The organism is Burkholderia alba, from assembly GCF_034721475.1.
GTDB classification, from domain to species: domain Bacteria; phylum Pseudomonadota; class Gammaproteobacteria; order Burkholderiales; family Burkholderiaceae; genus Burkholderia; species Burkholderia alba.
Genome location: NZ_JAWJWL010000022.1, coordinates 106,519 through 129,644, shown reverse-complemented (window position 1 = coordinate 129,644; position 23,126 = coordinate 106,519). Strand labels below are relative to the sequence as shown.

General features: G+C 67.5%; 20 protein-coding genes. 11 read left to right on the top strand and 9 right to left on the bottom strand.

The genetic code is table 11. The features are described from left to right. Positions 1–56: 56 nt before the first annotated feature. Positions 57–521, top strand: a complete 465-nt coding sequence (locus RZR99_RS23755) for a DUF2214 family protein (RefSeq protein WP_323122220.1) — start codon at positions 57–59, stop codon at positions 519–521. Between the two features lie 49 nt (positions 522–570). Here RZR99_RS23755 and gudD read toward each other — a convergent pair whose 3' ends face one another. After that, positions 571–1,923: a glucarate dehydratase gene (gene gudD / locus RZR99_RS23750; protein ID WP_323122219.1), complete on the bottom strand. Its 1,353-nt coding sequence runs from the start codon at positions 1,921–1,923 to the stop codon at positions 571–573. 267 nt (positions 1,924–2,190) lie between these two features. On the opposite strand from gudD, the gene RZR99_RS23745 reads away from it, so the two are divergent. Beyond that, entirely contained in the window at positions 2,191–2,952 is a 762-nt protein-coding gene (locus tag RZR99_RS23745; RefSeq protein ID WP_323122218.1) for a FadR/GntR family transcriptional regulator, read from the top strand. A gap of 123 nt (positions 2,953–3,075) precedes the next feature. Further along, positions 3,076–3,930, top strand: a complete 855-nt coding sequence (locus tag RZR99_RS23740; protein WP_407655493.1) for an NAD-dependent epimerase/dehydratase family protein — start codon at positions 3,076–3,078, stop codon at positions 3,928–3,930. Positions 3,931–3,948: 18 nt separating this feature from the next. Here RZR99_RS23740 and RZR99_RS23735 read toward each other — a convergent pair whose 3' ends face one another. From RZR99_RS23735 to pdxY, 5 genes are all read right to left on the bottom strand, one after another. Further along, positions 3,949–5,604, bottom strand: coding sequence for a methyl-accepting chemotaxis protein (locus RZR99_RS23735; RefSeq protein WP_323122217.1), 1,656 nt, complete (start codon positions 5,602–5,604; stop codon positions 3,949–3,951). A 312-nt stretch (positions 5,605–5,916) separates the two neighbouring features. Beyond that, complete coding sequence (locus RZR99_RS23730) at positions 5,917–7,089, bottom strand: NAD(P)/FAD-dependent oxidoreductase (protein ID WP_323122216.1); 1,173 nt, start codon at positions 7,087–7,089, stop codon at positions 5,917–5,919. 108 nt (positions 7,090–7,197) lie between these two features. Then, positions 7,198–8,346 (bottom strand): branched-chain amino acid ABC transporter substrate-binding protein, encoded by a 1,149-nt coding sequence (locus tag RZR99_RS23725; protein ID WP_323122215.1) that lies wholly within the window; start codon positions 8,344–8,346, stop codon positions 7,198–7,200. A gap of 347 nt (positions 8,347–8,693) precedes the next feature. Next, positions 8,694–10,790, bottom strand: coding sequence for a phosphocholine-specific phospholipase C (locus RZR99_RS23720; protein ID WP_323122214.1), 2,097 nt, complete (start codon positions 10,788–10,790; stop codon positions 8,694–8,696). A gap of 610 nt (positions 10,791–11,400) precedes the next feature. After that, positions 11,401–12,264, bottom strand: a complete 864-nt coding sequence (gene pdxY, locus RZR99_RS23715; RefSeq protein ID WP_323122213.1) for a pyridoxal kinase PdxY — start codon at positions 12,262–12,264, stop codon at positions 11,401–11,403. Between the two features lie 177 nt (positions 12,265–12,441). On the opposite strand from pdxY, the gene RZR99_RS23710 reads away from it, so the two are divergent. After that, on the top strand, positions 12,442–13,545 hold the full coding sequence (locus RZR99_RS23710) for an alpha/beta fold hydrolase (protein WP_323122212.1): 1,104 nt from the start codon (positions 12,442–12,444) through the stop codon (positions 13,543–13,545). Positions 13,546–13,707: 162 nt separating this feature from the next. On the opposite strand, the gene RZR99_RS23705 is transcribed toward RZR99_RS23710, so the two are convergent. Then, complete coding sequence (locus RZR99_RS23705; protein WP_323122211.1) at positions 13,708–14,709, bottom strand: LLM class flavin-dependent oxidoreductase; 1,002 nt, start codon at positions 14,707–14,709, stop codon at positions 13,708–13,710. A gap of 651 nt (positions 14,710–15,360) precedes the next feature. Between RZR99_RS23705 and hpnI the strand changes: the two genes are divergently transcribed. The 5 genes from hpnI to RZR99_RS23680 all read left to right on the top strand — a co-directional run bounded on the left by hpnI (position 15,361) and on the right by RZR99_RS23680 (position 20,649). Next, entirely contained in the window at positions 15,361–16,536 is a 1,176-nt protein-coding gene (gene hpnI, locus RZR99_RS23700) for a bacteriohopanetetrol glucosamine biosynthesis glycosyltransferase HpnI (RefSeq protein ID WP_323122210.1), read from the top strand. Positions 16,537–16,633: 97 nt separating this feature from the next. Further along, entirely contained in the window at positions 16,634–18,076 is a 1,443-nt protein-coding gene (gene hpnJ / locus RZR99_RS23695; RefSeq protein WP_323122209.1) for a hopanoid biosynthesis associated radical SAM protein HpnJ, read from the top strand. Positions 18,077–18,079: 3 nt separating this feature from the next. Then, positions 18,080–18,964, top strand: a complete 885-nt coding sequence (hpnK, locus tag RZR99_RS23690) for a hopanoid biosynthesis-associated protein HpnK (protein ID WP_323122208.1) — start codon at positions 18,080–18,082, stop codon at positions 18,962–18,964. Next, positions 18,961–20,001, top strand: a complete 1,041-nt coding sequence (locus RZR99_RS23685) for a lysylphosphatidylglycerol synthase domain-containing protein (protein WP_323122207.1) — start codon at positions 18,961–18,963, stop codon at positions 19,999–20,001. The genes hpnK and RZR99_RS23685 overlap by 4 nt, the downstream gene beginning before the upstream one ends. Positions 20,002–20,088: 87 nt before the next feature. Further along, positions 20,089–20,649 (top strand): hypothetical protein, encoded by a 561-nt coding sequence (locus RZR99_RS23680; RefSeq protein WP_323122206.1) that lies wholly within the window; start codon positions 20,089–20,091, stop codon positions 20,647–20,649. 56 nt (positions 20,650–20,705) lie between these two features. Here RZR99_RS23680 and RZR99_RS23675 read toward each other — a convergent pair whose 3' ends face one another. Together RZR99_RS23675 and RZR99_RS23670 are read right to left on the bottom strand one after the other, a co-directional pair. Continuing rightward, on the bottom strand, positions 20,706–21,002 hold the full coding sequence (locus RZR99_RS23675) for a BrnA antitoxin family protein (RefSeq protein ID WP_323122205.1): 297 nt from the start codon (positions 21,000–21,002) through the stop codon (positions 20,706–20,708). After that, on the bottom strand, positions 20,986–21,282 hold the full coding sequence (locus tag RZR99_RS23670; RefSeq protein ID WP_323122204.1) for a BrnT family toxin: 297 nt from the start codon (positions 21,280–21,282) through the stop codon (positions 20,986–20,988). The genes RZR99_RS23675 and RZR99_RS23670 overlap by 17 nt, the downstream gene beginning before the upstream one ends. A gap of 425 nt (positions 21,283–21,707) precedes the next feature. Between RZR99_RS23670 and RZR99_RS23665 the strand changes: the two genes are divergently transcribed. Beyond that, a complete protein-coding gene (locus RZR99_RS23665) occupies positions 21,708–22,397 on the top strand; it encodes an ABC transporter permease (RefSeq protein WP_323122203.1) in 690 nt (229 codons plus the stop codon). Then, positions 22,394–23,107 carry an ABC transporter permease gene (locus RZR99_RS23660; protein ID WP_323122202.1) on the top strand — a complete coding sequence of 238 codons (714 nt, stop codon included), beginning with the start codon at positions 22,394–22,396 and terminating at the stop codon, positions 23,105–23,107. Before RZR99_RS23665 ends, RZR99_RS23660 begins: the two co-directional genes overlap by 4 nt. Positions 23,108–23,126 lie beyond the last annotated feature (19 nt).

Below are 23,126 nucleotides of genomic sequence, written 5' to 3'. Positions count from 1 at the left end.
GTAAGTCGACATGCCGCGCGGCATTGCGCGGCGCGCTGGAAGCGCGAGGAGACGCAATGATGATCCGGTGGTTGCTGGCGGCCGTGCATCTGAGCGCGTTCGGGTTTGCGCTGGCGGGGATCGCCGGACGCCACCGCGCGCTGCGGCGCGTGGTGGCGAGCCCGCAGGCCGCCGATCTGTCAGGCGTGTTCCGGAGCGACGCGATGTGGGGGCTGTCCGCGCTGGTCCTGATCCTGACGGGCCTCGCTCGCGCATTCGGCGGCTTCGAGAAAGGCGGCGCCTACTACCTGCACGCGCCCCTGTTCCATCTGAAAATGGGTGTGTTTCTCCTGATCCTGCTGCTCGAACTGGGGCCGATGGTCGGCCTGATCCGCTGGCGCATCGCGCTGAAGCGCGGCGTTGCGCCCGATCTCGCCCGCGCGCGCGGATACGCACGCACCGGCCATCTGCAGGCAGTGCTGATGATCTTGATGGTATTCGCCGCCGCCGGCATGGCGCGCGGCATCGGGTTGCCGGGCTGAGCCGGCGGGCGTCGCCACGGGCCGGTACCGGCCCGTGGCGCGCTGTGCGTCAGCGCACCATGGACGGGCGCTTGTTGTCGAACGTCCAGCCCGGGATCAGAGACTGCATTGCCGCAGCGTCGTCGCGGGCGCCGAGCCCGTGCCGCGTGTACAACGCGTGCGCGGCCGCTACCGCGTCCAGATCCAGCTCGACGCCGAGGCCCCCGCGCTTCGGCACCTCCACCATCCCGCCTTCGATGACCAGCGGGGCGCGCGTCAGGCGTTCGCCGTCCTGCCAGATCCAGTGCGTATCGATTGCCGTGACCTGGCCGGGGGCAGCCGCCGCGACATGCGTAAACATCGCGAGCGACACGTCGAAGTGATTGTTCGAGTGCGAACCCCACGTGAGCCCCCAGTCGCGGCACATCTGCGCGACTCGCACCGAGCCCTGCATCGTCCAGAAATGCGGGTCGGCGAGCGGAATGTCGACCGCCTGCAACTGGATCGCGTGACCCATCTGCCGCCAGTCGGTCGCGATCATGTTGGTGGCGGTGGGCAGGCCGGTCGCGCGGCGGAATTCCGCCATCACCTCGCGGCCCGAGTAGCCCTGTTCGGCCCCGCACGGATCCTCGGCGTAGGCGAGCACGTGATGCTGGTCGCGACACAGCCGGATGGCGTCGCGCAACGACCATGCGCCGTTTGGATCGAGTGTCACGCGCGCCTGGGGAAAGCGTTCCGCAAGCGCGGTGACTGCGTCGATTTCCTGTTCGCCGGAAAACACGCCGCCCTTCAGCTTGAAATCGTTGAAACCGTAGCGCGCGTGCGCGGCCTCGGCGAGCCGCACGACGGCGTCGGGCGTAAGGGCCGGTTCGTCGCGCAGGCGGGTCCAGTCGTCGGTCGCCGCCGTCCCGTCGCGATAGGGGAGCGGGGTCTTGCGGCGGTCGCCGACATAGAACAGGTAGCCCAGCATCTCGACGCGCTCGCGCTGCTGGCCCTCGCCGAGCAGCGCCGCGACCGGCACGCCGAGATGCTGGCCGAGCAGGTCGAGCAGTGCCGCCTCGAGCGCGGTGACCGCGTGGATCGTCGTGCGCAGGTCGAAGGTTTGCAGTCCACGGCCGCCCGCATCGCGGTCGGCGAAGCGGCGGCGGACATCGTTCAGCACCGCCTGGTAATTGCCGAGCGCCGCGCCGACGACGATCGCGCGTGCATCGTCGAGGGTCTGGCGGATGCTTTCGCCGCCCGGCACCTCGCCGACGCCGGTGCGCCCCGCGCTGTCGGTCAGGATCAGCAGGTTGCGCGTGAAGAAGGGGCCGTGCGCACCGCTCAGGTTGAGCAGCATGCTGTCGCGCCCGGCGACGGGAATCGCCCGAAGGTTGACGATGCGTGGCGTGTCGTGAGGCGGCGTGGCGGGAGCGGCGTTCATGGGCGGGCGGCGAAAGAAGTGAGCGGCGCCGCGCGGGCCAAGGCTTTGCCGTGCGCGGCAGGAGATGCGATCATTCGACAACCGATGTGCACGGAGCGTCAAGCCGGTCAGCCTGCCGTGGTGCCAACTTTGCCGATGCGGCAAGAGGGCAGGCCTGCACCCGTTAGTCATCGGTCATCGGACGACTAGTAACGCAGTATAATGAAATAGCTTCATCGTCTCAAAGCCCGCGTAAACCCTTAAATTTCACTCAAGGAATCTGGCCTCATGTCCGTGCCCACGCTTCCTGTCGCGCCGCGCCGCCGCACGCGCAGCCTTGCGCAAGACGTTGTCGACGCGCTGACCGCGCAAATCGAGGGCGGGACGCTGCGTCCCGGCGACAAGCTGCCGACCGAGACCGAGGTGATGGCCGCGCAGGGGGTGAGCCGCACGGTCGTGCGCGAGGCGATTTCACGCTTGCAGGCGAGCGGTCTCGTCGAAACTCGGCATGGGATCGGCAGTTTTGTGCTCGAGCCGGAACGGCGCCGCGCGCTCGGCATCGATCCGACCACGATCACGACGCTGCGCGACGTGCTGGCGGTGCTCGAGCTGCGCATCAGCCTCGAGAGCGAATGCGCGAGCCTCGCCGCGCAACGGGCCAATGACACGGATCTCACGGCGCTGCGCCGCGCGCTCGACGCGATCGGCGCCAGCGCGGGCAGCGGCCGCGACACCGCGCAACTCGACTTCCAGTTCCATCTGCAGATCGCGCAAGCCACCGGCAACCGCTATTTCGTCGATATCATGACCCAGCTCGGCACATCGATCATTCCGCGTACGCGCGTGAATTCCGCGCGCTTCGCGGGCGACGACCTGGAGCGCTATGTCGCGCGGCTCAACCACGAGCACGAGGACATCTACGAGGCGATCGCGCGACACGATCCGGAAGCGGCGCGCGCCGCGATGCGCACCCATCTGACCAATAGCCGCGAACGGCTGCGCCGCGCGCACGAAGCGGCGGAGGCGGGGCGCGAGACGGCCGCGGACTGAGACCGCCGGGCCGCGCGGGCGGCCGCGCCGCGCAGAGTGCGGCCGAGTAGCACGAAATGTCAGTCGTCGTATAAGATGGCGGCATTGCGCGCAGCGCGCCATCCATTTCGAGAGGTATCCGCCGTGACCGTGACTGCTTCGCCGACCTCGTCTTCCACCTCCACCAAGCCGTTCCGCCGCCTGCTGCTGACCGGCGCGGCGGGTAATCTCGGCCGCCAGGTGCGCGGCGCGCTCGCCGACTGGGCGGACGAAGTGCGGGTGACGGATCTCGCGCCGCTGGCCGACGGGGCGCCGCACGAGCACGTCGTGCAAGCCGATCTGGCCGACCGCGGCGCGGTGAACGCGCTGGTCGAAGGGGTCGACGCGATCGTGCACCTCGGCGGCATCTCGATCGACGCGCCGTTCGATGCGCTGCTCGACGCCAACATCGTCGGCACCTACAACCTGTATGCGGCCGCGCACCAGTCCGGCGTGCGGCGGATCGTCTACGCGAGTTCGAACCACGTGGTCGGTTTTCATCCGGTGACGGAGGTGGTCGGCATCGACGCCGCGTTGCGCCCGGATTCGCTGTACGGCGTGACGAAATGCTTCGGCGAAGCGCTGTCGCGCTACTACTACGATCGATTCGGACTCGAAACCGTCTGCCTGCGGATCGGCTCGTCGTTCGAGGCGCCGAAGAATCCGCGGATGCTGGTCACGTTCCTCAGCTACCGGGACCTCATCGAGCTGGTGCGCTGCTCGCTGTTCACCAACCGGGTCGGGCACGCGATCGTGTACGGCGTGTCGGACAACCGCACGAAATGGATCGACAACGCGCAGGCCGCGTTTCTCGGCTTTCGCCCTCAGGACAGCTCGGCGCCGTTCGAAGGGCTGTTTCCGGCTGCGGGGCCGGATACGCGCGTCGACGATCCGGCGCAGCGGTTTCAGGGCGGCGCGTTCGTGCTCGGCGAGCCGATGGGCGAGCCGCGGCGCGGCTAGATTCGAGCTCGGCGACGCTCAGAATACTTCCCACGCGGGGGCCGCCCCGGGCGTCGCACGCGGGGCAATCGTCCGTGTGTCGACCGTGGCCGGCTCGCCCGTCGCGTCGGCGAGGCTGAACGACGCGACCGCTTCGCCCAGTTGCCGCCCCTGCGTTTCGAGCGATTTGGACGCGGCCGTCGCCTGTTCGACGAGCGCCGCGTTCTGCTGGGTGACGGTGTCCATCTGCGCGAGTGCCTGATTCACCTGTTCGATGCCGAGCCGCTGCTGATCCGATGCGGCGGCGATCTCCCCCATGATGTCCGTCACGCGCGCGACCGCCTGCGTGACGTCGGTCATGGTGCGGCCGGCTTCGCCCGCGAGCGTGGCGCCGTTGCGGATCCGGTCGACCGAGGTCGCGATCAGATCCTTGATTTCCTTGGCGGCATTCGACGACCGCTGCGCGAGGCTGCGCACCTCGCCCGCGACCACCGCGAAACCTCGGCCTTCCTCGCCGGCGCGCGCGGCCTCGACCGCCGCATTGAGCGCGAGAATGTTGGTCTGGAACGCGATGCCTTCGATCAGGCCGGTGATCTCGGCGATCCGGTTCGAGCTGTCGCTGATGTCGCCCATCGATGCGAGTACCTGATCGACGACGGTGTGCCCCCGGCGTGCGACGTCGGAGGCCTGCGTGGCAAGCTGGCTGGCCAGATGCGCGTGATCGGCATTCTGCCGGACGGTCGACGTCAGTTCCTCCATGCTCGCGGTGGTCTGCTGCAGCGACGACGCCTGCTCTTCGGTCCGCGACGACAGGTCGAGATTGCCCGCCGCGATCTCCTCGGAGCCCGTGCGGATATGGCTGGCCGCGACTCGGACCTGGCCGATCAGGTCGACGAGGCTGTGCTGCATCGCGCCCATCGACGCGAGCACGCTGCCGGCCGGCGCGGCGTCGGCGTCGGTAATCGGGCTCAGGTCGCCCGCCGCCACGCGGCGGGTCGCCGCGCTCAATGCGGCGGGCTCGGCGCCCAGCTCGCGCAGCAGGCTGCGCGTGAGCAGCCAGCCGGCCAGCATGGCCAGGCACAGCGCGAGCGCGCAGCCGATCAGCAGCGCGATCCGCTGCAGCGCGAGCGTTTCGGCGGCTGCCTGGACGATCTGCTCGCCGCGCCGCTGCGTGTACGTCGAATAGTCGTTGGTTGCCTTGACCAGCGCGGCCAGCAGCGGCCGGCAGTCGTCGTTCATCTTCGCGATCGCGGCCTCGCGCTGGCCGGCCAGCGCCAGATCGACGATCGCGAGCGCGACCGGCCCGTAGGCGGTTTCGACGCGCGTGATCTCGGCGGCGAGCCCGCGCGCGTCGTCGCCGAGATCGCCGGCTTGCGCGAGCTTCGCGTTCAGCTGCTGCAGGTAGCGCTGGACGTCCGCGTGGGCACGGGTCACCGCGGCTTTTTCGAGCGCCAGATCGGCGGGCTTCGTGACCAGCACGAGATTGCGCGCCGCGATCGCGCGCTCGTCGACCGCGTTGCGGATGTTCTGGGCCAGCGCCGCTCGGGCGGCGACGCCGTCGACATAGTCGGCGAAACGCTGGTTCGCGGCCGTGAGCGCGCCGGCAGCGGCGATCGCGATCGCCGCGAGGATGGCGATCAGGAGGGCGAACGACGCGGTGAGGCGCGCCCTGACGGATAACGGTTTGAGCATCATGTTGACGAATTCCTCTGGGCACGGGGTGAACGGGGTGCGGATACTGTCCGGCGTTCGACATGCAGGGGAACGGTCGACACGGGCGCTCTTCGGGCCGGTGCGAAACGCCGACGATCTGTCACATCGAGACGGCAGCTGGTTTGCTGTCTCCGGACGGGTTGTCGGCGGCGGTGGCTGTTTCTGAATACCGATGATTGTCAGGAAGTGTTAAGTCAGACGAAACAGTCGGCCGGCGGATGGAGGGCGGATTGCACACGGAAGGGGGGCGGGCAAGGGGGGGCGGGCGACCGTAGCCGCCCGGCGCTGCAGCGGCTAGACGACGTTCTGTTCGACGATCGGCCGGCCGGACATCACGCGCTCGAAACCGAGCGGCGACAGATCGAGCGATTCGAAGCGACCGTGCAGGATCAGCTCGGCGACGCCTCGTCCGGTCGCCGGTCCCTGTTGCAGTCCGTGGCCGGAGAAGCCGTTCGCGAACACGCAATTGTCGATGTCGGGGTGCGGGCCGATGATCGCGTTGTGATCGAACACGTTGTATTCGTAATAGCCGGACCAGCTGCGCACGACCCGAAGCGCCTCGAACTGCGGTACGCGGTGCGCGAGTGTCGGCCAGATCACGTCGTCGAACAGTGCGTGATCGACGTCGTCGAGCGGCAGGTCGTCCGGGTCGCGGTCGGGCGACGGCGACGTGCCGCACAGGAACGACGGGCCTTCGGGCCGGAAGTACACGCCGTTCGGATCGATCACGAGCGGGCAGCGGGGCAGCGTCGCGGGCGACGTGACGTTGAAGATGCTGCGGCGGCGCGCATGCACCGGCAGCTCGATGCCGAGCATGCGCGCGATCGGCCGAGCCCACGCGCCCGCGGCGTTGACCATCACGTCGCAGTCGTGCGTGGCGCCGTCCGCGGTCAGTACCTGCCGGACTCGCCGGCCGTCGAGCCGCACGCCCGTTACGTTGGCGCTCACGTAGTGCGCGCCGAGCGCGCGCGCCTTGCGGCGCAGCGCCTGGACGAGCCCATAGCCGTCGAACCAGCCTTCGCCGCTTTCGCCGTAGGTGCCGGCCGCGAGATCGTCGGTGTTCAGCCAGGGGAATGTGCTGTGCAGCGGCTCGCGGGGCAGGTAGCGGATCTGCGCGCCGAGCGACGTCTGCAGCGTGTGGTTCGCGCGCAGCGTGGCTTCGCCCGCCGGCGTCGCGAGGAACAGGTAGCCGCCTTCGTGAAGATCGATCGACGGCGCCTCGCCGTCGACCGCCAGGCGCTCACCGATCGAGCGCAGGAAATCGATCCCGTACAGGGACATCTCGACCGACAGCGGCGTCGAGAACTGCTGGCGGATCGACGCGGCCGACAGCGCGGACGATGCGCGCGCATAGGTCGGATCGCGCTCGATCACGGTGACGGCCACGCCGGGATCGGATTCGCGCAGGAAGTAGGCGACCGCGCTGCCGATCACGCCGCCGCCGACGATGACGACTTTCGAATGCATCAGGACTCCAGGGTGAGAGGCGCATGCCGCGCCGGTTGGGATTCGGTCCGCACCACGGCCGCCCATGCCTCGAGCGCGCCGCGCGCGAGGCGATAGCGCGGGCGCGGGTCAGCCTCCCTTCGTGACGATGGTCTGCCATGCGCCGTTTTTCACCTGATACAGCGTCGACATGCCGCTTTTCAGCGAGCCGTCGCCGCTGAACGAGATACGGCCCGTGATGCCTTCGAAGTCGACCTTCTTCAGCGCGGGGCGATAGACGTTCGGATCGGTGGAGCCGGCTGCCTGCATCGCCTTGATGGCCGCCCACGTCGCGTCGTAGCCGAACGGCGCGTACGACAGCACGTCGACGCCGAAGCGCTTCCGGTAGCGCGCCTCGAAGTCCTTGCCCTGCGGCAACTGGTCGAGCGGGCGGCCGTACTCCCACGCCATCGCGCCTTCCGCCGCGGCGCCGGCGATCTTGATGAACGCGGCGTCGCGCACGCCGCCGCCGCCGACGAGCTGCGCGCCGAGCCCGAGCTGCCGCATCTGCTTGACGAAGTTCGCCGCCAGCGAATCGAGCCCGCCGAAGAAGATCAGGTCGATGTTGCGGCTCTTCAGGCTGGTGATCTGCGCACGAAAATCGACCGCCTGGTTGCTCGTGTATTCGCGCGCGACGATCGTGCCGCCGGCCGCCTTCACCGCCTTGTCGAATTCGTCGGCTTCGCCCTGGCCGAACGCGGTGCGATCGTCGACGATCGCGATCCGCTGCGCCTTCGTCACGTCCACCGCGTAGCGGCCCGCGTTGCCCGCGTTCTGCGCGTCGGTGGCGATCACCATGAACATGTTCGCGAGGCCGCGAGACGCGAGCATCGGATTGGTGGCGGCCGGGTCGAGCACCGGGATGCCCGCCTTGTCATAGACGACCGACGCGGGAATCGTCGTGCCCGAATTGAAGTGGCCGACGACGACCGACACTTTCTTGTCGACGAGGCTCTGCGCGGCCTGCACGCCGATGCGCGGATCGGCCTGGTCGTCCTCGACGACCAGATCGAAGCGCGCCGGCTTGCCGGCGATCCGGAGGTTCTGCGCGCGGGCGTCGTCGATCGCGAGCTGTACGCCGTTTTGCAGATCCTTGCCGTAGCCGGCGTTGACGCCCGTGAGCGGCGCGGCGAAGCCGATCCTGACCGGCGTGTCGTCGGCGGCGCGCGCAGCGGGCGGCATGGCGACGGCGAGTGCGGCGGCACAGGCGAGAGCGGGCAGGGCGCGACGAAGATTCATGCTCATTCCTTGGACGGGGCGATACACGAAACGAAAGGACCGGGGCGAACACGCATGCGGGATGCGGCCTGCACGCAAGCGGAGGCGCGCGTCCGCATGTGGGTAGCCCAGTTATAGAGAGCCAAATTGGCCGGGTCTTGTCGATTTGCCGCGTTTGAGATGCGGATTTCCGCACAGCTTCGTCGCGGCGCGGGCTGACGGGTATGAGGGAATTCCCGCGCTGCGCGGCATGCCGCGAGGCGCGGGCGGAACGGACGCGCGGGACCGCGCGTCGCGGAGAGGGCGGCGAGGCGAAACGGCGCGCGTTTCGCCTCGCGTCCGGCGGGCCGCGATGGGCCGCTTCGCCTTCAGACGGTGGCGATCAACGGATCGCTGGTGCTCGGCCGGCCGGTTTCGACGTGGCCCGCGAAGCGGCGCAGGAAGCCGATCGGGCTGCCGTCGCTGACGGTCAGGTCGTACCAGCCGTGGCTGCCGCGCAGATCCCAGTAATCGTCGATCCGCTCGCCCGGTTTCAGCTCGTACACGCGCGGGTAGCCGGTGCCGTACGCGTTGGCGACGGTGAGTCGCACAGGCGCGTGGCCGCGGTTCGACAGGCGCAGCGTGATGTTGCCGTTCGCGACGTCATAGCCGTAGATCACGTCGGGATTCGCGGTACGGCCGGTGCCGGCGAGCGTCGAGCCGCGGAACTGGCACAGATAGCCGTTCGGGCCGTACACGGTCAGGTCGTAGACGCTCAGGGTCAGCGCGGTGCTCCATGCGTCGGACAGGCGCTTGCCGGCTTCGACCGTATAGGCCCACGGACCGTCGATGCGGTTGCCCGCCCGGACCTGGAACGCGGCGCCGGCGCGGCCGGTGTTCGCGAACGTCAGCTTGAACTTGCCCGACGAACGCTCGACGCGGCCATGCACGAACAGCTCGTACGGCAGCGCGCGGGCAGGGCGCAGGCCGGCTTCCTGCTTCGGCACCGATTGCAGGAGCGGCGGGATCGGCACGTAGCTCGGATGCGTGTTGCGGTCGGGCGGCGCGTAGCCGCTCGTGTCGGGCAACTGCGGCCAGCTGGCGTCGGGGTTCGCGAAGTTGAACGCGGCGACCAGGTTGCCGCACACGGTGCGCCGCCACGGCGAGATGTTGCTCGCCGGGATCGCGTACTGATGGCCGAAGCGCGCTTCGATGAACTGCAGCAGCGACGTGTGATCGAAGGTCTGCGAGCACAGCCAGCCGCCCTTGGTCCAGGGCGACACGACGAGCATCGGCACGCGCGGCCCGAGCCCGTACGGGCCCGCCATGTGGGTCGCGTCGCCGGGGAAGATCTCGTTGGTGGTCGCGACGGTCGACAAGCCGTTGTCGCGCGATTGCGGCGCGAACGGCGGCGCCACGTGATCGAAGAAACCGTCGTTCTCGTCGTAGGTGATGAAGAGCGCGGTCTTGCTCCAGACTTCCGGATTCGACGTCAGCGCCTTCAGCACCTGCTCGATGTACCACGCGCCGTAGTTCGCCGGCCAGTTCGGATGCTCGGAATAGGCTTCCGGCGCGCAGATCCACGACACCTGCGGCAGCGTGCCGTTCGTCACGTCCTGCTGCAGCACGTCGAACAGCGTGCCGCCCGCGCTGATGTTGGTGCCGGTGCGCGCGTTGTCGTACAGCGGGTTGCCCGGCTGTGCGTTGCGGTACTGGTTGAAGTACAGCAGCGAATTGTCGCCGTAGTTGCCGATGTACGGATTCGAGGTCCAGCCCCACGACCCGGCCGCGTTCAGGCCGGTGCCGACGTCCTGGTAGATCTTCCACGACACGCCCGCCTGCTGCAGCACCTCGGGATAGGTGGTCCAGCCGTAGCCGGCTTCCTCGTTGCCGAGCACCGGGCCGCCGCCCGTGCCGTCGTTGCCGACGTAGCCCGTCCACATGTAGTAGCGGTTCGGGTCGGTCGAGCTGGGAATCGAGCAGTGGTATGCGTCGCAGATCGTGAACGCGTCGGCGAGCTGATAGTGGAACGGGATGTCGTTGCGCTGCAGGTAGGCCATCGTCGTGGTGCCCTTGTTCGGCACCCACTGGTCGTAGCGGCCCTTGTCCCAGGCGGCGTGCATATCCTGCCAGCCGTGCGGCAGATCCTGCAGGAACTGCATGCCCAGGTTATCCGCGCCGGGATGGAACGGCAGCACTTCGCCGAGCCCGCCCGGCTGGTGGAATACCGACTTGCCCGACGGCAGGGTGAGCGGCCGCGGATCGCCGAAACCGCGCACGCCGCGCAGCGTGCCGAAGTAGTGATCGAACGAGCGGTTTTCCTGCATCAGGATGACGATGTGCTCGATGTCGCGGATGGTGCCGGTGCGGCGATTCGCGGGGATCGCGAGCGCATCGCGGATCACGGGAGGAAACAGGTTCAGCGCGGCGCCGCCGGCAGTGCCGGCGGCGAGGCGCAGAAAGTCGCGGCGATTCTTTGTCGTCATTGTGAAGCTTCCTGTGCGGAGGATGGACGGCTGCCCCTGTAGCAGCCGGTGGGGTGAGTCTCGCGATGCGGGTTCTTGTGGTGCCGGCGCGGGCCCGCGCATCGTCGATGCCGCCGTCCCGCGCCGTTCAATGTCGCCGGGAGAATATCGGGGAAACGGTGTCATTCATATGAAGGCGCGCGAACGTTTGCGAAGGCTTTCGGATCGCTAACGGATCGACCGGCACGCTGCCGGTATCGATGGGCAGAGCGGGCCGCGGCTCTCGGCGAGCGTCGCGTCGCCACGTGGATCGCGGCGCATGCTGAGATGCGCGTGCGCGTCATTCCATGTGTCGGCGAGATCGATCCGATCGCAGCGGCGCGCGACATCGCCGCCGGCAGGGCCGGGTGCGGTCGATGTGTCCGGCGCGGGGCCGCGCGCGGCGGCGCTGATCCGTTGGCCGAAGCCGGGCTCGATCGAATCGAATCCCGCTTCGACGAAGACGCGCGCGGGTTCGGCTGCTTCGTCGAGGAAGCATGGCCCCGATACGGTCGGTTCAAGTCGATGAAAGAACCACGTCGCGGACGGCTTTTTGCGCGCGACGGCTGGCCGGCCCGCACGGGCGGCTGCGTCACTCGGCGTCCGACACCCATGCGCCGAACCATTCGCTCGGCCGGGCGATCTCGTCCTGCGCCGCGACGAGTTCCAGTTCGTAGCGGCGTGCGTCGTAGGTCGCCTTGACCACCGCGTGGACGGCGGCGAGCGTGTGCTCGAACGCGGCGCGCACGGTGTCGCCGCGCAGGCGCCGCGCGACGAACACCGCGCTCGTCAGGTCGCCGACGCCGACCGGGTGGCGGGGGAACGCATAGAGGGGGCGCTGGCCGATCCACGCTTCGGTCGCGGTGACGGCGAGCATGTTGAAACGATCGGCAGCGCTATTGCGATCGTGCAGGTGTTTCACGAGGATGATTTGCGGGCCGCGCCGGATGATCGCGCGGCACGCATCGACGGCTTCCGCGACGGTTTCGATGCGTCGTCCGGCGAGCTTCTGCAGCTCGCTGTGGTTCGGCGCCATGCCGTCGGCCAGCTCGGGCAATTCGCTGACGATGAATTCCTCGACGCCGGGTTCCGGCCGGATGCCGCCTGTCTGCCCCATCGCGGGATCGCAGAAATACCATGCGTTCGGGTTCATCGCCTTCACGGTGCGCACGATGTCGACCGTGGCGCGCGCCTGCGCGGGGGAGCCGAGAAAACCCGACAGGATCGCGTCGCAGCGCTTGAGCGCGCCGATCGCGGCGATGCCGTCGACGAGCTGTTCCATTTTCGCCGCGTCGATCGCGCTGCCGGCCCAATGGCCGTACTGCATATGATTGGACAGCTGGACCGTATTGAGCGGCCAGACGTTGACGCCGAGCCGCTGCATCGGAAACACCGCGGCGCTGTTGCCCGCATGGCCGTAGATGACGTGCGATTGAATGCTGAGGACGTTTTTCATGATGGTGTTCGCCTGCACGCGGTTCAGGGTCTCGTCGAACGATACATGAGTTTTTCTCATCCGCGGAAACATACGGTAATAGAGTGTTGCACGCCGTTGTCAGGTTTTGGAAAGTAAAATGACGGCCGGTTCCGGCACGCGCCGGCCTGGTCCCTTTCTTCTTTTCCGACTGCCACGATGCCCGTTATTCCGATGATGTGGTTCCCGCGCTTCGCCGCCGCATGCGCCGTTGCCTTGGCCGCGGTTTCCGTGTCGTTCGCCGCCGCGCCGGTGGCGTCGCAGGCCAGCGCGGCGTCCGCCGCCGCGGCCGACGAGGGCCCGGTGTACGGTCCGGAACTGGAAGGATTCGCGTATCCGGATGCGGTACGTCACTATGCATTCACGTCGCAGCGCGAAACGCTGCAGATGGCCTATCTGGATGTGCATCCCGAGCACCCGAACGGCCGCACCGTCGTGCTGCTGCACGGCAAGAATTTTTGCGCGGGCACCTGGGAAGGCACGATCGACGCGCTGACGAAGGCCGGCTATCGCGTGATCGCGCCCGACCAGATCGGCTTCTGCAAATCGACGAAGCCGGCGCGCTACCAGTACAGCTTCCAACAGCTGGCGCACAACACGCACGCGCTGCTGGAATCGATCGGCGTGAAGGAGGCGACCTTCGTCGGCCATTCGACGGGCGGCATGATCGCGGTGCGCTATGCGCTGATGTACCCGAAAGCGACCCAGCAGCTCGTGCTCGTCAATCCGATCGGCCTGGAGGACTGGAAGGCGCTCGGCGTGCCGCCGTTGTCGGTTGACTACTGGTATGCGCGGGAAATGAAAACGACGGCGGACAGCATCCGCCGCTACGAGCAGGGCACGTACTATGCGGGCGAGTGGTCGCCCGCGTTCGACCGCTGGGTGCAGATGCTGGCCGGCATGTATCGCGGGCCGGGCAAGGACGCCGTCGCGTGGAATTCCGCGCTGATCTACGACATGATCCTCACGCAGCCGGTGGTCTACGAACTGGGCGACATCAGGGTGCCCACGTTGCTGCTGATCGGCGATAAGGATACGACCGCGATCGGCAAGGATGTCGCGCCGCCCGAGGTGCACGCGAAGCTCGGGCGCTATCCGGAACTGGCGAAGCGCGCGCAGATGGCGATTCCGGGCGCGACGCTCGTCGAATTCCCGGCGCTCGGCCATGCGCCGCAGATCCAGGATCCGGCCACCTTCCACAAGGCGCTGCTCGACGGGCTCGCCGCGCTGAAGCCCGCGCATCCGCGCGCCGCGAGCGAGTAGCGTCCGGCGTCGGACGGCCGACGCGGCGAGCGCGCCGGCAGCCGCTGCGCGGTCCGCGCCTGCGGCGTGCGCGATCGCGCGGCAAGTCTCCCTGCGCCGAGCGCTTGCGGCGCGCCTTTTTTCCTTCCGCACCAGGATGCCGCCAGCCTCTTGCGTTTAGTCTTACGCCGGGCTTTCCGAGGCGATCTCGTCGCGCACCTGCGCGGTAATCTCGTAGGAGCGCAAACGCGCCGCGTGATCGTAGATCTGCGCGGCGACGATCAGTTCGTCCGCGCCGGTCTGTGCGATCAAGCGCTTCAGCCGTTCGCGCACGGTGTCGCGCGAACCGACTGCCGCGAACGACAGCGCTTGCGCGACATTCGCCAGTTCGAGCTCGGTGGCCTGCAGCGTGTCGACGGGCGGCGGCAGTTGTCCCGGCGTACCGCGCCGCAGATTCAGGAATTGCTGCTGCAGCGAGGTGAACAGCCGCCGCGCCTCATCGTCGGTTCCGGCCGCGAACACGTTGATCCCCACCATCGCATACGGCGCCTGCAGCGTGGCCGACGGCCTGAACTGCGCGCGATAGATGTCGAGCGCGCGCATCAGGTAGTCCGGCGCGAAGTGCGACGCGAACGCGAACGGCAGACCCAGCATCGCGGCCAACTGCGCGCTGAACAGGCTCGAACCGAGCAGCCAGATCGGCACGTCCAGACCGGCGCCCGGCACCGCGCGCACCCGCTGACCTTCGACCGGCGCGGCGAAGTAGCGCTGCAGTTCCACGACGTCGTCCGGGAACGAATCCGCGCTGCCGACCAGATCGCGCCGCAGCGCGCGGGAGGTGGTCTGGTCGGTGCCGGGCGCGCGGCCGAGGCCCAGGTCGATCCGGCCGGGATACAGCGACGCCAGCGTGCCGAACTGTTCCGCGATCACCAGCGGCGCATGGTTGGGCAGCATGATGCCGCCCGAGCCGACACGGATCGTGCGGGTGCCGCCCGCGACGTGGCCGATCACGACCGACGTGGCCGCGCTCGCGATGCCCGGCATGTTGTGGTGCTCGGCGAGCCAGTAGCGGCGATAGTTCCAGCTTTCGGCGTGCTGCGCGAGGTCGAGCGTGTTGCGGAACGCCTGGGCGGCGTCGGTGCCTGCCGGGATCGGCGCGAGATCGAGAACGGAAAACGGAATCATGGGGACGTCCGGAATAAGAGCGGAGCGGCGAATCGCACACGCGTCGAGTGATGCGTGTACGCAACAGGTGGCGACGATTGTGCCAAAGCGCCCCGGATCCCGCTGACGGTCCGCCGATACCCCTTCAGGCGGCAGGGGCGAACGCTGCGGCACAGCGGCGCAGGCCGCGACCGGCCGGATTGTTCCGTGATGGATCGTAATCGCGTGAAATCCGGCGAAATATTTGAAGATTCTGCGCGACTGTCTCCGCCGGCACAAAAATCCACAGAAACCCTTACGTTTTCGACATCAATTGTCCTGCAACAGGCTTACGTTATCGGTGGGCATATTGCTTGGAAATAGAACGCATCTACGCTTAATTTTCGTTTTCGCATCAATCCGTTTCCATTAAGCGGTGAGCGTTTCGCGTCGTGCGCTGCTAAAATTCGCGACCTACCCATATCGCGCCAACGGACCCCGTTCCCGCGCTTTCGACGTGCCAGACGAAAGCAGCCGGAGAGTCTGCGGGAAGCTGGCAGCACGCCCGGTTGCGGTGCGGTGCGCCTGTCCGATGCGCCAAGGAAGAGGAGTCGGGATCGTGTCCGAGATCGTCCCCGCCACAGCGCCAGTGATTGTCCCCCCACGCCGCCCGGCATCACGGAGGCGCGGCGCATGACCGTCCCCGTGTTCATTGTCGAATGGCTGTTGCTGGCGGCGACCTGCGCGGCGTGCGGCTACGCGATATGTGCGGCGTTCGCGCCGGCGCCGCGCGTGCCGCGCACCGACGCGCGCGACGGCTTCGAGCCGGTCAGCGTGCTGAAGCCGCTGTGCGGCGGCGAGCCGCATCTGTACGAAAATCTCGCGACTTTCTGCGAGCAGCGGCATCCGCGTCATCAGCTGCTGTTCGGCGTCGCCTCGGCGCTCGACCCGGCCGCGGCCGTCGTGAAACGGCTGCAGACCGATTATCCCGAGTGCGACATCGAACTGGTGATCGATGCGCGGGTCTATGGTACGAACCTGAAAGTCAGCAACCTGATCAATCTCGCCGAATGCGCGAAACATGACCGGATCGTGATCGCCGACAGCGACATCGCGGTCGAGCCCGACTACCTGGAACGGGTGACCGCGCCGCTCGCCGATCCGTCGGTCGGTGTCGTCACGTGCCTGTACCATGCCCGCAGCGTCGGCGGTTTCTGGACGCGGATCGGCGCGCAGTTCGTCGACGCGTGGTTCGCGCCGTCGGTGCGGATTGCCCATCTCGGCCGTTCGAGCCGCTTCGGCTTCGGCGCGACGCTCGCGCTGACCCGGGACACGCTCGAACAGATCGGCGGCCTCAAGGCGCTGAAGGACGAATTGGCCGACGATTACTGGCTGGCGGCGCTGCCGCGCCGGGCCGGGCGGCGGACCGTGCTGTCCGAAGTGAACGTGACGACCGACGTGGCCGAGCCGTCGTTCGTGCCGCTGTGGCTGCGCGAGACCCGCTGGCTGCGGACGATCCGCTCGCTGAATCCGGCGGGCTTCGCCTTCCTGTTCATCACGTTTACCGCGCCGTGGCTCGCGTTCGGCGCATGGCTCGCGTGGCGCTGGTCCGATTCGCCGGCCGGTATCGTGCCGGCCGTGGCGGTGGCGCTCGGCGCGCTGGGCCGGCTCGCGCTGCACCGGCGCGGCGCGGCGAACATGCGCGCGTTCTGGCGCGATCTGCCGCTCATCCCGGTGCGGGATACGCTGCTCGCGCTCGAATGGCTGGTCGCCGCGTTCGGCACGCAGGTCGTGTGGCGCGGCGCGCGGATGAGAGTCGTCGGCGGCGAGGCCCGCGCGACGATCGTGGAGGGCGGCGACGGACGCTGAACCGACATAAAGACAGCACACACTGGCGGCATGCGCGGGCGCCCGGCGGGCGGCCCGCGCGTCGAGATCCACGGCATCCCATCGAAGTTGAGTCCCTATGCAGGCTACCGGAGCATTCATGAAAACGTTGTTCTTGCAGGCCCCGTCGTATGACGGTTTTGACGGTGGTGCGGGTTCCCGCTACCAGGCCAAGCGCGAAATCCGTTCCTTCTGGTACCCGACCTGGCTCGCGCAGCCGGCCGCGCTGGTGCCGGACAGCCGCGTCATCGACGCGCCTGCCGACGGGCTTTCCGTCGACGACACGCTCAAGATCGCGCAGGACTACGAGCTCGTGATCATTCACACCAGCACGCCGTCGTTCCCGACCGATGCGATGTTCGCGGAAGACCTGAAGAAGATGAAGCCGTCGATGCTGGTCGGCATGGTCGGCGCGAAGGTCGCGGTCGATCCGCACAATTCGCTGACGGCCACCGAAGCGATCGATTTCGTGTGCCGGGAGGAGTTCGACTTCACCTGCCAGGAAGTCGCCGCCGGCAAGCCGTTCGCCGACATCCTGGGCTTGAGCTACCGTGCGAAGGACGGCGCGATCGAGCACAACGGCGCGCGTCCGATCCTCGAGAACATGGACGAACTGCCGTTCGTCGCGCCCGTCTACAAGCGCGACCTGAAGATCGACAACTACTTCATCGGCTATCTGAACTACCCGTACGTGTCGATCTATACGGGCCGCGGCTGCCGCTCGAAGTGCACGTTCTGCCTGTGGCCGCAGACCGTGGGCGGCCATCGCTACCGCGTACGCTCGGTCGAGAACGTGCTTGAGGAAGTGAAGTGGATTCGCGACAACATGCCGGAAGTCAAGGAGATCATGTTCGACGACGACACCTTCACCGACTTCAAGCCGCGCGTCGAGGAAATCGCCCGCGGCCTCGGCAAGCTCGGCGTCACGTGGTCGTGCAACGCGAAGGCGAACGTGCCGTACTCGACGCTCAAGATCATGAAGGAGAACGGCTTGCGCCTGCTGCTGGTCGGCTACGAATCGGGCGACGACCAGATCCTGCTGAACATCAAGAAGGGCCTGCGCACCGACATCGCGCGGCGCTTCAACGAGGATTGCAGGAAGCTCGGCATCAAGATCCACGGCACCTTCATCCTGGGCCTGCCGGGCGAGACCAAGGACACGATCAAGAAGACGATCGATTACGCGAAGGAGATCAACCCGCACACGATCCAGGTGTCGCTCGCCGCGCCGTATCCGGGCACGCGTCTGTATGACCAGGCGGTCGAGAACGGCTGGCTCGAGGAGAACAAGGTGATCAACCTCGTCAGCAAGGAGGGCGTGCAGCTGGCCGCGATCGGCTACCCGCACCTGTCGCGCGAGGATATCTACCACGAGCTGGAGAAGTTCTACCGCGAGTTCTATTTCCGCCCGTCGAAGATCTGGGAAATCGTCCGCGAGATGCTATCGAGCTGGGAGATGATGAAACGCCGGCTGCGCGAGGGCGTGGAGTTCTTCCGTTTCCTGCGCGCGCACGAGGCGTGATTCGTGGGATCCGATGCGACAGCACGCGCGCTGATTTTCACGGCCGATGATTTCGGCTTGCATCCGCGCGTGAATGCCGCGGTCGAGCGCGCGCATCGCGACGGCGTGCTCGCGGCCGCCAGCCTGATGGTCGGCGCGCCGGCCGCGCGGGACGCGGTCGAGCGTGCGCGGCGTCTGCCGTCGCTCGCGGTCGGCCTGCATCTCGTGCTCGCGGACGGGCCCGCCACCTTGCCGGTTCGAGAGATTCCGGCGCTGGTCGGACCGGACGGACGCTTCGGCGACGCGATGGCGAAGGATGGATGCCGGTTCTTTTTTCTTCCGCGCGTGCGCGCGCAGCTGCGCCGCGAGGTCCGTGCGCAGTTCGCCGCATTCGCCGCGACCGGGCTGCCGCTCGATCACGTCAATACGCACAAGCACTTCCACCTGCATCCGACCGTCCTGTCGATGATCATCGAGATCGGCCGCGAATTCGGCATGACGGCGGTGCGGTTGCCCTACGAGCCGTCGACGCCGTTCTGGCTCAAGCCCTGGATCGCGCTCGTGCGAGCCCGGCTCGACCGGGCGGGCATCGCGCATAACGATTACGTGGTCGGCATCGAGCAGACGGGCGGCATGGACGAAGCGGCGCTGCTCGCCGCATTGGCCGCGCTGCCGCCCGGCGTCGGCGAGATCTACTGCCATCCGGCGGAGGCGGGCGACGGACCGATTACGCCGTCGATGCGCGCATATCGTCCCGTGGACGAGCTGGACGCACTGCTGTCGCCGCGGGTCGCCGCCGCGCTGCAGGCCGCGGGCGTCGCGCGCGGCGGCTTCGCCGATGTGTTCGGCGGCGGCGCGCGGCGCCATGGCGGCGGGGCGAAGCGTCGTGCGGGCGCGCTGCCGTCATGACCCAATGGCTCAAATGGCTGGGCTGGCCGCTCGGGATCGCGATCCTGCTGGTGCTCGTGCTGCGCGAAGGCGTGGGCGATATCTGGCACGTGATCGGGCAGGCCGGTTTCGCGCTGTTCTGGCTCGTGCCGTTTCACGCGGTGCCGCTGCTGCTCGACGCCTATGCGTGGAAGCTGCTGATCGGCCGTCGCGCACCGCTGCTGTTCCTGTGGTGGATCGCGACCGTGCGCGAAGCGGTGAACCGTCTGCTGCCGGTGGTCGGCGTGGGCGGCGAGATCGTGGGCATCCGGCTCGCGCGCTGGCGCATCCCGGACGCGAGCCGCGTAACGGCATCGGTGATCGTCGAGGTACTGGTCACGGTGGTGGTGCAGTATGCATTCGCGGCGCTCGGGCTCGTGCTGCTGCTTGCGACGACGCAGGAAAGCCTCGGCGCGCGGACGATCGGACTGGCGCTCGTACTGTCGCTGCCGATACCGGTGATCGTGTTCGCACTGATACGGCGCGGCGGAATTTTTCATGCGATCGAGCGTTTCGCCGGCCGGGTGCTGGGCGACTCGAACCGTCTGTTGCAAGGCGTCGACGGACGGCGCCTCGACGCCGACCTCGACGCGCTGATGTCGCGCACCGGGCTCTTGTGCCGGGCGTTCTTCTGGCAACTGCTCGGCTATGCGGTCGGCGCGCTGGAAATCTACTGGGCGCTTGCGCTGCTGGGGCATCCGGTGTCGATCGGCGGAGCGCTCGCGATCGAGGCGATGACGCAGGCGGCGCGGCATGCGGCGTTCATGGTGCCGGGCGGGCTGGGCGTGCAGGAAGCGACAGTCGTGCTGCTCGCGCAGATGTTCGGCGTCGACCGCGAGGCGGCGCTGTCGCTCGCACTCGTGAAGCGGGTGCGGGAAGTGCTCTTCGGCGCGCTGGCGCTGGGATCGTGGCAACTCGTCGAACTGGCGCGCACGCGCCGGCGGATCCGGATTCACGCGCGGCGCGCGGCGGGAGCGGCGGGCCGCAGGCGCGTTACCGCGCCCGAGGAAATCCTGTAGCCGCGGCGCGTACCGCTGCGCGGGCTCGCGCGGGCAGGGTATGCTTTCGGCGTGTCCCCTGTTAGGCGCATCGCGCGCCGTGTCCCGATGATGACTTTCCGTTTCAGGCTGCTTCCCGTCGCGTTTCTCGGCACCGCGCTCGCGTTGTCGGCATGCGATCCGCAGCAAAGCGAGCAGACCGTGCAGCGACTCAAGGATTTCTTCAACGCGATCAAGCCGGCACCGCTGCTGCTGAAGGGCTTGAAGCCCGGCGTATCGACCGAGGCCGAAGTGCGCAGCCAGATGGGGAAGCCCGAGACCGAACGCGTGTTCGCGGACGGTGCGCGGCGGCTCGAATATCCGCGCGGCCCGATGGGCAACGAAACCTACATGGTGGATATCGATAGCGACGGCCATTTCGTTGCCGCGACGCAGGTGCTGACGGCGGCCAATTTCGCGAAAATCCGGCCCGGCATGACGGAAGACGAGGTGCGGCGCCTGCTCGGCAAGCCGGGCGAGATCGCGCGCTATCCGCTGAAGCCGGAGATCGTCTGGAGCTGGCGCTGGCTCGAGGACGGTGTCAATCAGGATGCGTATTTCAACGTGCATTTCGGCGCGGACGGCCTGGTCTACACGATGTCGCGCTCGGACATCCTGAAGGGGCGCTAGCTAGCGGCCGGCGCCGCGGCAGCCGAACCCCGGACCGGGGCGTTCGCCGACCGGAATCACGGGCGATGCGTGTTGAGCCAGTCGCGCAGCGCGTCGTTCATCCTCGTTTGCCAGCCCGCGCCGCCCGCGCGAAACGCGTCGAGAACGTCGGCGTCGTACCGGATGCTGACCTGTTCCTTCGGCCGCTCGAGTTTCGGGCGGCCGATTTTTTTCGCGATGACTGCGGCGAACGGACGCAACTGCGCGAAATCCTCGTCGGTGAGCTCGCGGGTGTCCGGATCGGCCGCGATGCCGCGATTGATTGCCGCTTCCTCCCGGGCGGTCGGGACGACGAACCTAGGCTTGCTTCGCATATCGTTTGACCTCTCTCGTATTCGCTTTGCGCAACGTGATGATGCGCAGGATTCGGCCGCGTATGACGAACACGGCCACATACAGACGGGCGCCGATCGGCGCGATCGCGATGTAGCGCTCCTCGCCGTAGCCTCGGCGCACATCGAGCCAGATGAGCGCCGGGTACCCGTCGACGCGGGCGGCGAGCGCGAACGACACCCCGTGCTTGACCTCGTTGGCGACGCACTTGGCCGCATCGAACTCGAGTATCGGGCCGAATAAGTGTGGATGCGAAAACATGGGTGGTCAAGATATTATTGCAGCTGCATAAACTAAATATCATCCGCCCTCGAATCCGGGCGGGACAGGCCGCGGCGGCTGGAGTCCGGTGCGGCAACCGACATGGTCGGATCTCGGAAGCCGCGCGCCCGGTCGACCGGATGGCCGACGTGACCGGCGGGGACAGGTGCGGCGGGTCTATCGAAAAAGCGACTCGAAACTTGCAAAAAAGCCGTGCGGACCGTTGCAAGCCCAGTGTCGGGCAGGAGCGTATTTCCCGCTAAAACAGGGCTGTGGGCAGGTAGGACGAATGCGGGAGTCGGTTGCTGCGTCGCAGCACGCGGCGATGGCCGGGTTTGAGCCAATATTTTTCGCCTGCGACTATCCGCGTCAAACCGGTGCCGTCGTCGGGCGCGCGCCGCCATCCAACTTTCACGGAGACGCGCGTGATTCTTTACGGCTTTGGCCCGGTCATCTGGGCGGGTACCGTGCAGACGATCGAGCTGTCGGTGCTGTCGCTGGCGGCGGCGGTCGTGCTGGGCTTGCTCGGGGCGATCGCGAAGCTGTCGCACAACCGGGTGTTGCGGGCCTTCGCGACCGGCTATACGACGCTGATCCGTTCGGTGCCCGATCTCGTGCTGATGCTGCTGCTGTTCTACAGCATCCAGATCTGGCTCAACCACCTGACGGATCTGCTGAATTGGGATCAGATCGACATCGATCCGTTCGTGGCGGGTGTGCTGACGCTCGGTTTCATTTACGGCGCGTATTTCACCGAGACGTTCCGCGGGGCGTTCCTGTCGGTGCCGCGCGGCCAGCTGGAGGCGGGCAGCGCGTACGGGATGAGCGGTGCCCGGGTATTCGTGCGGATCATGTTTCCGCAGATGATGCGCTTCGCATTGCCCGGCATCGGCAACAACTGGCAGGTGCTGGTGAAGGCGACGGCGCTGGTGTCGATCATCGGCCTGGCCGACGTCGTGAAGGCGGCCCAGGACGCGGGCAAGAGCACCTTCAATATGTTTTTCTTCATTCTTGTCGCGGCGCTCATCTATCTCGCGATCACGACGGTGTCGAACCTCGTGTTGCGGCAGCTGGAAAAGCGCTACTCCATCGGCGTGAGGCACGCGGAACTATGATCGAGATTCTCCAGGAATTCGGGCGCGCGTTCTTCTACTGGGACGGTCAGCGCATGTCGGGGCTGGCCGTCACGCTGTGGCTGCTGGTCGCGTCGCTGTCGTTCGGCTTCGTGTGCGCGGTGCCGCTCGCGGTGGCGCGCGTATCGAAGCGGCGCTGGCTGTCGACGCCGGTGCGCTTCTACACGTACGTGTTTCGCGGCACGCCGCTGTACGTGCAGCTGCTGCTGATCTATACGGGGATGTACAGCCTGGAATTCGTGCGCTCGCATTCGCTGCTCGACGCGTTTTTCAGGAGCGGCTTCAATTGCGCGATTCTGGCGTTCGCGCTGAACACCTGCGCCTACACGACCGAGATCTTCGCGGGCGCGATTCGCGCGATTCCGCACGGCGAAGTCGAGGCGGCGCGCGCTTACGGGATGAGCCCGTTCACCATGTACCGGCGGGTGATCCTGCCCTCGTCGCTGCGTCGCGCGCTGCCGCTGTACAGCAACGAGGTGATCCTGATGCTGCACGCCACGACGGTTGCGTTCACCGCGACCGTGCCGGATATTCTCAAGGTGGCGCGCGATGCGAATTCGGCGACCTACCGGGCGTTCGAGTCGTTCGGCATCGCCGCGCTGATCTATCTTGCTGTATCGTTCGCACTCGTCGCGGCCTTTCGCCGGGCCGAGCGCCACTGGCTCGCGTATCTCGCGGCCGGCCGTCATTGATTTCACTTCCGGGAGAGCC

Bases quoted from the DNA above. Each gene is read 5' to 3' on its own strand.
- RZR99_RS23755 (WP_323122220.1), top strand. From the start codon at position 57: ATGATGATCCGGTGGTTGCTGGCGGCCGTGCATCTGAGCGCGTTCGGG.
- gudD (WP_323122219.1), bottom strand. From the start codon at position 1,923: ATGAACGCCGCTCCCGCCACGCCGCCTCACGACACGCCACGCATCGTC.
- RZR99_RS23745 (WP_323122218.1), top strand. From the start codon at position 2,191: ATGTCCGTGCCCACGCTTCCTGTCGCGCCGCGCCGCCGCACGCGCAGC.
- RZR99_RS23735 (WP_323122217.1), bottom strand. From the start codon at position 5,604: ATGATGCTCAAACCGTTATCCGTCAGGGCGCGCCTCACCGCGTCGTTC.
- RZR99_RS23730 (WP_323122216.1), bottom strand. From the start codon at position 7,089: ATGCATTCGAAAGTCGTCATCGTCGGCGGCGGCGTGATCGGCAGCGCG.
- RZR99_RS23725 (WP_323122215.1), bottom strand. From the start codon at position 8,346: ATGAATCTTCGTCGCGCCCTGCCCGCTCTCGCCTGTGCCGCCGCACTC.
- RZR99_RS23720 (WP_323122214.1), bottom strand. From the start codon at position 10,790: ATGACGACAAAGAATCGCCGCGACTTTCTGCGCCTCGCCGCCGGCACT.
- pdxY (WP_323122213.1), bottom strand. From the start codon at position 12,264: ATGAAAAACGTCCTCAGCATTCAATCGCACGTCATCTACGGCCATGCG.
- RZR99_RS23710 (WP_323122212.1), top strand. From the start codon at position 12,442: ATGCCCGTTATTCCGATGATGTGGTTCCCGCGCTTCGCCGCCGCATGC.
- RZR99_RS23705 (WP_323122211.1), bottom strand. From the start codon at position 14,709: ATGATTCCGTTTTCCGTTCTCGATCTCGCGCCGATCCCGGCAGGCACC.
- hpnI (WP_323122210.1), top strand. From the start codon at position 15,361: ATGACCGTCCCCGTGTTCATTGTCGAATGGCTGTTGCTGGCGGCGACC.
- hpnJ (WP_323122209.1), top strand. From the start codon at position 16,634: ATGCAGGCTACCGGAGCATTCATGAAAACGTTGTTCTTGCAGGCCCCG.
- RZR99_RS23685 (WP_323122207.1), top strand. From the start codon at position 18,961: ATGACCCAATGGCTCAAATGGCTGGGCTGGCCGCTCGGGATCGCGATC.
- RZR99_RS23680 (WP_323122206.1), top strand. From the start codon at position 20,089: ATGATGACTTTCCGTTTCAGGCTGCTTCCCGTCGCGTTTCTCGGCACC.
- RZR99_RS23675 (WP_323122205.1), bottom strand. From the start codon at position 21,002: ATGCGAAGCAAGCCTAGGTTCGTCGTCCCGACCGCCCGGGAGGAAGCG.
- RZR99_RS23670 (WP_323122204.1), bottom strand. From the start codon at position 21,282: ATGTTTTCGCATCCACACTTATTCGGCCCGATACTCGAGTTCGATGCG.
- RZR99_RS23660 (WP_323122202.1), top strand. From the start codon at position 22,394: ATGATCGAGATTCTCCAGGAATTCGGGCGCGCGTTCTTCTACTGGGAC.